The 13,086-nt window shown below is 32.3% G+C and carries 8 protein-coding genes; 2 read left to right on the forward strand and 6 right to left on the reverse strand.

Features of this window, described 5'->3' with window-relative positions; genetic code table 11:
- Positions 1-39 precede the first annotated feature (39 nt).
- The 6 genes from HNP35_RS09915 to HNP35_RS09940 all read right to left on the reverse strand — a co-directional run bounded on the left by HNP35_RS09915 (position 40) and on the right by HNP35_RS09940 (position 9,930).
- The gene (locus tag HNP35_RS09915) at positions 40-4,092 is read right to left on the reverse strand and encodes a PAS domain S-box protein (RefSeq protein ID WP_184160892.1); all 4,053 of its coding nucleotides are present in this window, start codon (positions 4,090-4,092) and stop codon (positions 40-42) included.
- A gap of 88 nt (positions 4,093-4,180) precedes the next feature.
- Positions 4,181-4,984 (reverse strand): hypothetical protein, encoded by an 804-nt coding sequence (locus HNP35_RS09920; protein ID WP_184160895.1) that lies wholly within the window; start codon positions 4,982-4,984, stop codon positions 4,181-4,183.
- Positions 4,985-5,104: 120 nt separating this feature from the next.
- Positions 5,105-6,433: an aldehyde dehydrogenase gene (locus HNP35_RS09925; RefSeq protein ID WP_184160899.1), complete on the reverse strand. Its 1,329-nt coding sequence runs from the start codon at positions 6,431-6,433 to the stop codon at positions 5,105-5,107.
- Between the two features lie 77 nt (positions 6,434-6,510).
- Positions 6,511-7,200 carry an RluA family pseudouridine synthase gene (locus tag HNP35_RS09930; RefSeq protein WP_184160902.1) on the reverse strand — a complete coding sequence of 230 codons (690 nt, stop codon included), beginning with the start codon at positions 7,198-7,200 and terminating at the stop codon, positions 6,511-6,513.
- A 184-nt stretch (positions 7,201-7,384) separates the two neighbouring features.
- Complete coding sequence (gene panB / locus HNP35_RS09935; RefSeq protein ID WP_184160905.1) at positions 7,385-8,203, reverse strand: 3-methyl-2-oxobutanoate hydroxymethyltransferase; 819 nt, start codon at positions 8,201-8,203, stop codon at positions 7,385-7,387.
- A 299-nt stretch (positions 8,204-8,502) separates the two neighbouring features.
- Entirely contained in the window at positions 8,503-9,930 is a 1,428-nt protein-coding gene (locus HNP35_RS09940) for an L-serine ammonia-lyase (protein WP_184160908.1), read from the reverse strand.
- Between the two features lie 293 nt (positions 9,931-10,223).
- Here HNP35_RS09940 and HNP35_RS09945 point away from each other — a divergent pair, with 293 nt between their 5' ends.
- Both HNP35_RS09945 and HNP35_RS09950 read left to right on the forward strand, forming a co-directional pair.
- Complete coding sequence (locus HNP35_RS09945) at positions 10,224-12,371, forward strand: cation:proton antiporter (RefSeq protein WP_184160911.1); 2,148 nt, start codon at positions 10,224-10,226, stop codon at positions 12,369-12,371.
- A gap of 99 nt (positions 12,372-12,470) precedes the next feature.
- Positions 12,471-13,082 (forward strand): hypothetical protein, encoded by a 612-nt coding sequence (locus HNP35_RS09950; protein ID WP_184160914.1) that lies wholly within the window; start codon positions 12,471-12,473, stop codon positions 13,080-13,082.
- Positions 13,083-13,086: the final 4 nt, after the last annotated feature.

A 13,086-nucleotide genomic window follows, 5' to 3' on the forward strand; every position in this document is an offset into this window, starting at 1 on the left:
TTTAAACTGAAAACTGCGACCGTGACTGAAAACTAAATATTATCCCAGCCATTTTGTTAATGCTTCTTCAACAATTCCTTTCATAATAGGTTTAGAAATATAATCGTCCATTCCGGCAGAAATACATTTGTTTCTTTCTTCTTTTTCTGTTCCAGCAGTCACTGCAATTATCGGTATGTCACGACCTTTAGGGCTATTTCTAATGGCTTTTGCGGTTTCGTAACCGTTCATAATTGGCATCTGAATATCCATAAAAATGATGGTCGGACTAATCTGTTCAAACTTTTGTATTGCCTCATATCCATTTTCGCATTCGTATATAAAAGCATTGTTATAGAGGTTTTTAATGATTGTTTTTAGAAGTAGCATATTTACTTTATTGTCTTCTACAATCAAAAATGTAATGGCATTGCCGTCGCGTTCTGCATTTTCGGAGTCTAATTCGATATTTAGACTTTTTAGTTCTGTGTTGTATTTATCGTTAATGCTTTGATTGCTTGTTTTTAAATTCAAATCAAAAAAGAATGTACTTCCTTCGTCTATTTTGCTTTCAAGCTGTAGTCGGCTTTCCATTAGAGCTAGCAATTGATTTGAAATGGTTAATCCTAAACCTGTTCCTCCAAATTTTCTCGTTGTAGAACTATCTTCTTGCGAAAAAGCTTTGAAAATTTTCTTTTGGTTTTTTTCGAGAATTCCAATTCCGGTATCAATTACAGCAAAACGAATCAGATGATAATTGTTTTTCTTTTTTTCTAGAACAGAAACATTTAATTTGATAGAACCTTCGGTTGTAAATTTTATAGCATTAGAAAGAAGATTAATCAGGATTTGTTTGATTCGGACAATATCGGTCCAGATGAATTTTGGAACATCAGTGTCAATGTTCAACTCCAAGCTCAGATTTTTTTGATTTGATTCGTAAACAATTAAGTCAAAAACCTGTGCCAAAACCTTATTGATATCGTAAAGATCAATAAAAAGTTCCAGTTTCCCTGCTTCAATTTTAGAGAAATCTAATATGTCATTCACAATTTCAAGCAGCGAATGCGCCGATTGATTTATCGTAGTCATATATTTTTCTTGAATTTCTTCCAGTTCCGTTTTCATTAATAAATGAGTGAAACCAATAATTCCGTTAAGAGGTGTTCTAATTTCGTGCGACATATTGGCTAAGAAATCAGATTTAGATTTGCTGGCTGCTTCTGCTAATTGTTTGGCTTTTATGGCATCTTCAATTTCCTTTTTATTGGTAATGTCGAAGTAAATTCCGCCAACAAATTCAATTTCGTCATCTCGTTTTATAACATCTCCAAATTCTTCAATCCAGATATATTCTCCGGTTTTTCTTTTAATTCGATAAACATTATGCAACGGCATTCCGTTCTGTAGATTATCAATTTGATTGTTGATTACTTCTTCTTTATCATCATGATGAATTAAAGAAAGAAATGATAGGTTGTTTTCTATAAATTCTGATTTTGAATATCCAGTTAAATTCAAAACTTCGTCATTTAGGAAAATTTTGGTAGAAAAAGCATCAAATTTAGATAGATAAACAGTTCCAGGGATATTGTTGGCTATTAATTTAAATTTCTCTTCACTTTCAAGTATTTTACTTTCGTTGCGATTTCTTTCTAAAGCAGAAGAAATATTATTGGCTAAAACCTGAAAAATATTGATTTCGTCTTCAGACCATTTTCTTTCATTAAAACAATCATCAAAACCTATGAAACCAGTAAAAAGATCATTTATGTAAAGAGGGAGAATTAAGATAGATTGAATTTCGTTATTGATTAAGAGGGTTTTAAAGAAACCTTCGCCAAGCTCTCTCGTTAAAGTGTTTACAATTTTCTTCTGTTGCGCAGCATCGTAAATCTCTTTCAAATTTTCTTCCGTCATATGGCGCAGAGGCGTAATCTGATGAGCGACACCTTCGCGAGACCATTTGTATTTTTGATAAACAGTATTATAGATCGGATCTTTTTCATAATAATACATATGATCTACTTTTGCAGCTCTTCCTATAATGTTATAGGTTTCCTGAAACATTTGTTCGGTAGTTTTGCTCAGTAAGAATTTTTCGGTACACAATGAAAGCGCCGATAAAAGATCGCTTTTGAATTCTAATTTTCTTTCAGCTTCTAATCGCATTTGCGAAGAAATGGCAAGTGAAATAACGTCTGAGATTGTTCTTGCATAATTGATGTCTTCATTGTCCCATTCTCGTTTTTTCTCCGTGCTTTCAAAACAAACAACTCCTGCCAATTGCCCTGTCAAGAAAATAGGGACATCTAGCATAGATTTGATGTTGTTTTGGGTAAAGTATAATTTTTGAAATTCTGACGTTTCTAATTTGTTGAAAACATCTGGTGCATTGATAATAGCTTTGTTGCTTAAGGTTTCAAAATAAATTGGATACGATTCTTTGTTTAAAATATTTTTATCGTTTAGATTTTGATTGTCAAGGCTATATAAGTTTTGACATGTGATTAAATCGCTGTCGTATTTCCAGAAACTTAAACGGTCTACACTACTTATTGTAGCTGCTTCTTTTAGAATTAAATCGATTACGGTATTTAGTTTGTCGTATTTGCTAAAATCGGTTGTAGATAGTTTTTTTGTCGAATTATTATAGGCTTCAATTTTTTTAAGACGTCTTTTTTTCTCTTTTTCTATGTTCTTTTTTTCGGTAATGTCTCTTGCTATTCCTGAGAAACCTGCAAATTGTCCAAATTCGTTTCTGCGAACAGTAACTTTTTGAGAAATCCACATTTCTTTTCCATTTTTCTTAAAAATCGGAATTTCTATAACTGGATTATTAGCTTCATTTATAACTAAATTGGAATAAAAATCTGCTGCACTTTTAACGTATTGTTCTCGAATAAAGCTAGAATAGTGTTTTTTAATAATTTCATTTTCTGAATAACCTAGAATTGAAATACCAAATTCATTTATAAAAGTAAAATTTCCATTAGCATCAAATTCAAAAATAATATCTGTTGCTGTCTGAATCAGATTTTTATATTGGTTTTGAACAATAATCTGCTCTGTAACGTCTTGACCAATGCTGATAATTAAATCCTCAGAGAATTTTTTGTCTTTCCATTGAATGTATTTGAACTCTCCATTTTTACATTTCAATTTACGAATGTAGATTTTGTCTTCTTGATCCTGTATAGAATTTAACTTTGCTGTAAATTCAGAGTCTTGAGTTAATTGCCAAAATTTCAATCCCATAACTTCTTCTGGCAAATAACCTAAAATATCGGTTATAGTTTCACTGCAAAATAAAATTTCTCCGTTCTGATTAGATGCTATGGTAAGTGAATTTCCTTTGTGTACGATTTCATTAGCAAATCTAAAATTGTCACGATTGTTTAATAAAACGGCATATTTTACTTGGTTAATAATGAAAATTAAAATACAGAAATTAATCAGTAAAATAGAAGATTTTATGGGAATGAGCTGAAAAGCTATTGTTAGAATTAGAAATGTAAAAACTAAACCAACAAAAAGCCAATAGATTTTTATTGGTTTGAGGATGTTGTAAGAAAAGAAAAAAGAAATTAAAAAAACAATTATCGGAACAACATCATTGCGAAGTATGATAATATTTGAGCCTACATAGCTCATGTAAATGAAAAAACAAAAAATAAAGATTTGCTGAATTTTGTCTCGTAGCCATTTTATTTTATCGGTAACAGCATAAATAAGCAAAACGCCAACGCCAATTGAAACATTTAAAATTAAAAGACTTTTAGGCCTAATTTTGAAAATTTCATTGATAATTTCGATTACAATTACTGCAATTCCAAAGAATAATATATAAAGTTGATATTCTTTGCTAACAGTATCTTGTTCTTTCTTTTTTTCAATAAAATATCCAATTTTTGCTTTAATTCTAAAAAACTGATAAATAAGTAATGCAAGAAAGGCAAAAAGAGATAATCCTAAAATAATAAGCTTAGGATTATTATAGAATATAATGTCTGCAGTGATTAGTTTCCAACTTGCCATAATAGCGTCTAAGGTATTTCCAATACTGGAAATTCCTGAAATTACCGAATTGAAAAAACTACAGTCCACGGCCATAGAATTTGGGGTAGTTGGTTTACTAAAAAGCCTTTGAAAAATCTTAAAAAGAGTTGGTTAGTCTCTTCGAAAATGAGATTTTTCGATTTTAATCTACATTTGAATTTCCAATTGAATCAATTGAATCTTCTTGTTTAATTCCAAATATCGCATAATATGTTGCATAAATCATTGAAGTATTAAAGACGATGGTAAAAAAGACAAGCACACCACAGCCAATAATACCGACAAGAGAGCCGATAAATCCTAAAATGAAAAAAGAAAATATGGTAAGCGGATTTTTGGTAACAATAATAAAACTTGATTTTATAGCCTCTATACCTTTTAGTTTTCCGAATACAATTAACGGAATGGATAAAAACATAAGATAAGAGATAAAATACGGTATTACAAAAGAAATAGTATTTCCGATAGCAGTGTTGTCAATGTTTTTAATTATGCCCGAAATAGCTGTTCCAACTAAAGCAGGAATAAAGGCATTTATAAATAATTGAACAAAATACGGAGCTTTGTAATAACTGAAAATTGTTGATACTTTAAACTCTACGTCTCTATCTGCATGATCGGCCATTTTAAAAAAACCTGCCATAAATGGAGCTAGTAAACCTGTCAATACTGCTAAACCAATAGAGTGAACTAAAAGTTCTTCTCCAGATAATTTTCGTTTACTGTATTCTTCAAGGAAATCTTTTTTAATATTTTCTATACCGAAAATAGCAGTAATTGTTCCCATGTAAGCGATAGCAACAATGACTGAAAAGACTAAAAAGATAAGTCCAGAATAAACGGCTATTTTTTTATAATTTTCGAAGGCGTGATCAAAGGTCGTAGCAAAATCAAGAGAATAGCCATTTTTTTTAATGTCCTCAATTTGATCAAGTGTAGATTTCATTTTTTGCGTAAAATTGTTTTATAGACTTGTAATCTTTTATAAGTATCTTGACGTAAATATAATATTTTAAATCAAATCCGTATAAAAATCTACAAAACATTCCGCCGTAATGTAACTATTTTAAAGCCAGTCTAAAATGCGTTTTATCGATGCCAGTTTATCTTTGTAAGGGGCATATCTCATGGGTAAATCAATCCAATTTCCTTTTTTTACGATTGCTTTGTGATGAGAAAAAGTATCAAAGCTACGCTGGCCGTGATATGCGCCCATTCCGCTGTGTCCAACTCCGCCAAAAGGTAGTCTTTTATTAGAGAAATGAATTACAGTATCGTTTATGCAACCTCCTCCAAAAGAGTACTTCGAAATTAATTTTTTGGCGAAAGAATTATTTTCACTAAAAATATAAAATGAAAGAGGTTTCTCATAACGGCTAACGACGTTTTCAATGTCATTTTGGTTTTCATATGTAAGAATTGGAAGAATAGGACCAAAAATTTCTTCTTTCATAACTGGACTATCTAAATCTGGATCTTCCAATAGTGTTGGAGCAATGTACAGCTTATTAGCATCACTTTCTCCTCCAAACAAAATATGCTCGCCATGAATCATATTTGTTAAACGATACCAGTTTTTGATATTTATAATTCTAGCAAAATCGGGAGATTTGTCTATTTTTTTTCCATAAGCTTTAATGATTTCTTCAATTAAATAACTTATAAAATTGACTTTCATGTTTTTCTGAACCAAGATATAATCGGGTGCGATACAAGTTTGACCAGCATTGATGAATTTTCCCCAGACAATACGTTTTGCGGCTAATTTTAAATCGGCAGTTTCATCTACAATACACGGATTTTTACCACCTAGTTCTAAAGTTATTGGGGTCAGATTTTCTGCAGCCGCTTTTGCAACAATCTTGCCTACAGCAATACTGCCGGTAAAAAAGATATAATCCCAACGTTGTGCCAGTAATTTATTTGATACTTCGATTCCTCCTTCAAAAACTTCTACATGATTAATGTGAAACGTTTTTTCTATAATTTTTGCAATAATTGCAGAAGTGTGAGGTGTGAGTTCCGAAGGTTTTAAACTAACCTTGTTTCCAGCTGCGACGGCAGCTATTAAAGGACATAAAGCCAATTGAAAAGGATAATTCCAAGGAGCAATAATTAAAACATCGCCGTAAGGTTCTTTGTAAATATAATCGCTAGAAGGAAAATTAAGAAGTGAAGGGAAAACGCGTTTGGATTTTGCCCAAGAGCTTATATTTTTAATGGTGTTTTTAAGGTCTGAAATTACATAATGAGTTTCTGTAACAACAGCTTCAAACTCTGGTTTTTTAAAGTCATCATATAAAGCTTGAATGATTAAATCTTCACTTTTTTGAATGTTGTACAATAACTTTTTCAGTGTTTCTTTTCGATAACCAATGTCACTTTTATAATCCATTTTTTCGATCAGCTTGTTTTTTACTCTCTGCAAGTTAATCGATAAAATTTTAAAAATTAACAATTAAATCATAAAAATCATACAGCATTCCAAATCGGATCATCTGGAGTAGGCGCGATAATCGTAATGTTTTCTTTCGAAACTGGATGTACAAAAGTCAATTTTCTGGCATGAAGATGAATTCCGCCATCAGGATTGCTTCTATCAGCACCATATTTTAAATCACCTTTGATTGGAGAGCCAATTGCAGTTAATTGTGCACGAATCTGATGATGACGACCTGTATGCAAGTTGATTTCCAAAGCTGTATAATTCTGCAATTCTTTGATTATAGTGTAATCTAAACTCGCTAATTTGCTATCTGGAACTTCTTTTGAATGCGCTTTTGAAGTATTGTTTTTTTCGTTTCTTTTCAGATAATGAACCAATTTTGCTTTTGCTTCTTTTGGTTTATTTTTTACAACAGCCCAATAAGTCTTTTTAGTTTCGCGATTGCTGAAAAGTTCGTTCATTCGCGATAAAGCTTTACTAGTTCTTGCAAAAACAACAATTCCGGTTGTTGGTCTGTCTAAACGATGAATTACTCCTAAAAAAACATCGCCAGGCTTATTGTATTTTATTTTAATGTACTCTCTCACAATATCAGAAAGAGGTTTATCGCCAGTTTTGTCTCCTTGTACAATATCACCAACACGCTTGTTAATCACAATTATATGATTGTCTTCGTGCAATATCTGTAAGTTATCTTTATTAGAAAGAATTTTCATTTTTTATTTAAAATTTGAATAGAAAAAGTTAGGCTAAAGCCATGTAGCAGTTTAAAAAGAAACCTCCAGCTAAAGCTGGAGGCAATTATCTTCTCAATTTAATCTTTGAACCTTTGTTACTTTGTCACTTTGAACCTAAAAACTTAGAACCTTAGCAACTTAGAATCTTAGCATCTTAAAAAAATTAATATTGTTCCTTTTCATTAGGGAAATCGCTAGACTTTACATCAGCTGCATACTGGCTTATAGCTTTAGTCATTTCTTCGTAAAGATTTAGGTAACGACGTAAAAAACGCGGACTGAATTCGTTATTCATTCCCAGCATATCGTGAATTACTAAAACTTGACCGTCAACACCGCCTCCGGCACCAATTCCGATTACTGGAATCGAAATGCTATCAGCAACTTTTTTGGCCAAATCTGCTGGAATTTTTTCTAAAACTACTGCAAAACAGCCTATTTTTTCCAACATTTGAGCGTCTTCAATTAGTTTTTCAGCCTCTTCTTCTTCTTTTGCGCGAACACTGTAAGTTCCGAATTTGTAGATAGATTGAGGTGTTAAGCCTAAATGGCCCATTACTGGAATTCCAGCATGTAATATTTTTTTAATAGATTCTTTAATTTCTTTTCCGCCTTCTAGTTTTACCGCGTGCCCGCCACTTTCTTTCATGATTCTGATAGAAGAACGTAAAGCTTCTTTAGGATCCGATTGGTAACTTCCAAAAGGTAGATCTACTACAACTAAAGCTCTTTCGACAGCACGAACAACAGAAGAAGCATGATAAATCATTTGATCTAAAGTAATTGGTAAAGTCGTTTCGTGACCAGCCATCACATTTGATGCAGAATCTCCAACTAAAATAACATCAACACCTGCTGTGTCAACGATTTTTGCCATTGTATAATCATAAGCTGTAAGCATAGAGATTTTTTCTCCATTACTTTTCATTTCAATTAATGACTTAGTTGTGATTCTTTTATAATCTTTCTTTGCTACTGACATTTTTTTTGTTTTTGATATTGTAAAAGTATTGAATAATTGTAAGATGAGAATCAGCAATAATAGAATATTTCGGCAGAAAATGTTTTTCCTTTCTTAAAATCTAATCTAAATTGACTGTCTTCCATTACAATAGAATAGGTATGAGGTATTTTTAATGAAGTTTGTTTGTTTTTTTAGCCACAGATTAAAAGAATTTTTACAGATTTTTTTATTGAAAAATTGACTTTTTTAAATCTACTAAAATCAGCAGATTAGAAAAATCATTTTAATCCCTTTAATCTGCGGCAAAAAAATATTTTTTAACAATCAGCCATATTTACGGCAATTGCAAGTCCGCCTTCAGAGGTTTCTTTGTATTTAGAATTCATGTCTTTTGCCGTTTCCCACATTGTATTAATTACTTTGTCTAAAGGAACTTTAGCATTTTTAGAATCGGTTTCTAAAGCCAATTCTGCGGCATTAATGGCTTTGATAGCTCCCATAGTATTTCTTTCAATGCACGGAATCTGAACTAAACCGCCAATTGGATCGCAAGTTAGCCCTAAATGATGTTCCATTGCAATTTCTGCAGCCATAAGAACCTGAGCAGGAGTTCCGCCCATTAATTCGCAAAGTGCGGCAGCGGCCATTGATGACGAAACGCCAATTTCTGCCTGACATCCGCCCATTGCAGCAGAAATAGTAGAACCTTTTTTAAAGATACTTCCAATTTCGCCAGCAACCATCAAAAACTGTTTGATTTCTTTCTCGCCAGCATCATGGTTTTCAATAACCATATAATACATTAAAACTGCAGGAATTACTCCAGAACTTCCGTTTGTTGGAGCAGTTACAACTCGTCCTAAAGAAGCATTTACTTCATTCACTGCAAGTGCAAAACAACTAACCCATTTTAGGATTTGACGAAATTTAACCTCGGTTTTTCTAATTTCTTGCAACCAACTTTGTGGATCATTATAATTAGATAATCCAATTAAGTTTTGATGCATATCGAAAGCTCTTCTACGCACATGAAGCCCGCCTGGAAGTATTCCTTCCGAATGACAGCCAATATACATACATTCCAGCATCGTATTCCAAATACGCATTAATTCTGAATGCACTTCGGCTTCAGGACGCATTGAAATTTCATTTTCATATACAATTTCAGAAATTGATTTATTTTCAGAAATGGTGTAGTTTAATAACTCAGCAGCATTTTGAATTGGATATGGAAAAGCACACTTTATAGCTTCTTTTTGTTTAGCATTGGTTCGTTCTTCTTTTACCACAAAGCCACCACCAATAGAATAAAAAGTAGATTCATATTCAGAATCGTCAGCTTTGTAAGCTGTAAATTTCAATCCATTAGCATGAAAAGGAAGAAAGTCTTTATTGAAAACAATGTCTTGAAGAAAGAAAAACGGAATCACTTTTTGGTTGCCCAAATTAATTTCGTTATTCGTTTCAATTTTTTTAATGATTCCCGCAATATCTTCAACTGGAATATATTCGGGATCTTGTCCGCTTAGACCTAGCATAACAGCAAGATCGGTTGCGTGTCCTTTTCCAGTTAAAGAAAGAGACCCGTATAAATCGACTTTTACTCGTGTAATATCGTCTAAAATTGCTTCTTCTTTCAACTCTTCAAGAAAGCGTTCAGCAGCGCGCCAAGGTCCCAAAGTATGTGAACTTGAAGGGCCAACGCCAATTTTAAGCATATCAAAAACAGAGATACATTCTTCCATTGTTTGTTTTTTGTTAAGACAAAGATAATTGAATAATGCAATGAATATTCATCTTTGAATGTTAATCTTGCGTATTTGTTAAAAAATATATTAAATTTTAATAATTTGACAACAAAATAAATTTAAATCCTTAATATGCAGTTTCCGTAAAAAGTTCACCTTTTTTCGGTATTTTTGTAAAGGAACGAGTCCGCAAAAGACTTGATTTTTAATATTAATACTTCCTGGATTTTGTTTTAATTCTGAAATGTCTTTTTACAAATTATAATGCCACAAGAAGATAAAGTTACCATATGATAGAATTTTTCAAACATCTATTACAAGAATTCGAATTACCACTAAGCAATCCAGTATTGATTTTTTCGTTAATACTTTTTATTATCCTGCTTTCACCAATTTTACTTAAAAAGATTAATATTCCCGGAATTATAGGACTTATTATTTCAGGTGTTATCATTGGTCCTCACGGATTAAATATTTTAGCTAAAAACTCAGCAGTTGATTTATTTTCAACTATCGGACTTCTTTACATTATGTTTATTGCGGGGCTAGAATTGGATATGAATGAATTTAAAGCCAATAGAAACAAAAGTGTTCTGTTCGGCTTTTTTACTTTTATTCTCCCGCTTTCAATTGGATTTCCTGTTTGTTATTATTTATTGCAATATGACTTTAATGCCAGCTTTTTAACTGCAAGTATGTTTGCTACGCACACTTTGGTTGCGTACCCGATTGTAAGCAAATTAGGAATTGCAAAAAATCAAGCCGTTGCCATTACTGTTGGAGGAACTATTTTAACAGATACAGCCGTTCTGATTATTCTTGCCGTAATTATGGGAAGCAGTCAAGGGAATCTAAATCAGGCGTTTTGGATTAAATTGACGGTTTCTTTGGCTATTTTTTCTGCAATTATGTTTTTGGTTATTCCAAGAATTGCCAAATGGTTTTTTAAGAAGCTGGAAAGTGAAAAACACGCTCATTATATTTTTGTACTTTCTGTCGTTTTCTTCGCGGCCTTTTTGGCAGAAGTAGCAGGAGTAGAGCCTATTATTGGAGCTTTCGTTGCAGGTTTGGCTTTAAATCCGCTAATTCCGCATTCGTCAGCTTTAATGAATAGAATAGAATTTATTGGAAACGCTTTATTTATTCCGTTTTTCTTGATTTCCGTAGGAATGCTAGTTGATGTAAGTGTTATTCTTAGCGGACCTACAGCTTTGATTGTGGCTGCAACTTTGAGTGTTGTTGCTATTTTCGGAAAATGGATTGCGGCGTTTTTTACGCAAGTAGTTTTCAAATATAGCAAAACCGAAAGACAGCTTATTTTTGGATTGAGCAGTGCGCACGCTGCCGCAACTCTTGCCGTAATTTTGGTTGGTTTTAAAGCAAAAATATTAGATGAAAATATCTTAAACGGAACTATTATTTTAATTCTGATTACTTGTATTGTGGCTTCTTTTGCAACAGAGAAAGCAGCAAAGAAAATTGCTATTTGCGAAGAAGAGATTTCACATGAAGATACAGAACATGATCAGATTTTAGATGAGCATATTTTGATTCCGCTAGCTAAAACCTCTGCCGCAGCTAGTTTATTGGATTTTGCACTTTTAATTAAAGATAAAAAATCATCAAACCCTGTGACTTTGCTAACGATTGTTCCGAATAATAATCAAGCAGAGAAGAATATTTTAAAATACAAAAAAGCGGTCGATAAATTTGTAATTCAAGGTTCAGCTTCGGAAGTAAAAATCAATACAATTGCGCGAATCGATCATAATCCTGCAAGCGGAATTGCGAGAACTTCAAAAGAAATTATGTCTGACATCGTAATTGTTGGATGGCCTAGAAAGACTGGGTTTTTGGATAAAATTTTTGGTGAAAACGTAGATTCAATTATCAATAATGTCGATAAAAATCTATTTATCTGTAGATTTCAAAAGAATTTCATCGAAGAAAAAAGATTGGTTTTTGTTTGTCCGCCATTTTCAGAAAGAGGAATCGGTTTTCATTTATTGATACAAAAAGTCACTCGTTTATCACAAGAATTAAGTATTCCGATTGTGATTTATGCCGAATATAAAACGCACGAAACTATTCAGCAGATTGCTAATAATTTGAAATTGAACGCCAAATTTGGTTTTAAAAATGTTTCAGATTGGGAAGATTTTGAGTCTATTTCAGACGAAATGAAATCAACAGATTTAGTGGTTTTCAATCTTTCTAGAAAAGGCTCTGTTTCGTATCAATCGATTTTTGATAAACTGCCTCAGAAATTCGAAAAATCATTTGACGATAGCAATGTAATTCTAGTTTATCCGCAAGACGATCGCAAAGAAAGTGCCATGGATGCTTACGAAGATTTTACAGCTTCACCTTTAGCAAAAGGAATTGAAGCAATTGAGCAAATTGGACGCGGATTGGGAAGTATTTTGAAGAAGAATTAGGTGTGGAGAGAAGAGAATGTAGAGAATAGAGTAAAGAGGAAAGAATAAAGAATAAAGAGGAAAGAGTAGAGGACGTTTCAATAAAATGTAAATCAGAGTATGAAATTTAAAATTTTGGTTATAATTCTAGCAGTTTCTTTTTTTATCGGTTGTAAAAATAAGATTAGCCAAAATGCGATAAGTTCAGATGAGGAGTATGAGAAAACGCTAATTGATAGAGAAAATAAAGCAGCTCAAAATCAAGCGAAATCATCTGGCTTGTTTGTGAAAGATATTTCTTTTCAGATAAAAGCAGATAAAAAGGATTTTGAAGATGGAATTCAGCCTTGGGTTAATATCGAAAAGTCTGAAAATGAACTTCCAAATCTTATAAATAAAGATGAAATTGTCATTGCGGAAGAGAAAATTACCGTAGTAATAGATTATCCTTTGACTAACATTTATAAGTTTGATTTAAAATCGAAAAAAGGATTTAATAGAGAATTATTGGTGCAGGAAATAACCAAAGAATACCAGAAATTATACCAAGATGAAGAAAAATCGGCAACAATAAAAACCGTACCGATGAAAGAGAGAAAAATGTATAATAGAAATCAGACGAATGGAAAGTATGGTATTTGGGGGCATGATTTAGCTGATTTAGCGCTATCTTCTATTCAGGTTTATAAAGAAAACGGAAATACAATTTTAACTTTAGGAATTGAATCTTAATTAA

The sequence above is a fragment of the Flavobacterium notoginsengisoli genome, from assembly GCF_014207905.1.
GTDB classification, from domain to species: Bacteria; Bacteroidota; Bacteroidia; order Flavobacteriales; family Flavobacteriaceae; genus Flavobacterium; species Flavobacterium notoginsengisoli_A.

Bases quoted from the DNA above. Each gene is read 5' to 3' on its own strand.
- HNP35_RS09915 (WP_184160892.1), bottom strand. From the start codon at position 4,092: ATGGCCGTGGACTGTAGTTTTTTCAATTCGGTAATTTCAGGAATTTCC.
- HNP35_RS09920 (WP_184160895.1), bottom strand. From the start codon at position 4,984: ATGAAATCTACACTTGATCAAATTGAGGACATTAAAAAAAATGGCTAT.
- HNP35_RS09925 (WP_184160899.1), bottom strand. From the start codon at position 6,433: ATGGATTATAAAAGTGACATTGGTTATCGAAAAGAAACACTGAAAAAG.
- HNP35_RS09930 (WP_184160902.1), bottom strand. From the start codon at position 7,200: ATGAAAATTCTTTCTAATAAAGATAACTTACAGATATTGCACGAAGAC.
- panB (WP_184160905.1), bottom strand. From the start codon at position 8,203: ATGTCAGTAGCAAAGAAAGATTATAAAAGAATCACAACTAAGTCATTA.
- HNP35_RS09940 (WP_184160908.1), bottom strand. From the start codon at position 9,930: ATGGAAGAATGTATCTCTGTTTTTGATATGCTTAAAATTGGCGTTGGC.
- HNP35_RS09945 (WP_184160911.1), top strand. From the start codon at position 10,224: ATGATAGAATTTTTCAAACATCTATTACAAGAATTCGAATTACCACTA.
- HNP35_RS09950 (WP_184160914.1), top strand. From the start codon at position 12,471: ATGAAATTTAAAATTTTGGTTATAATTCTAGCAGTTTCTTTTTTTATC.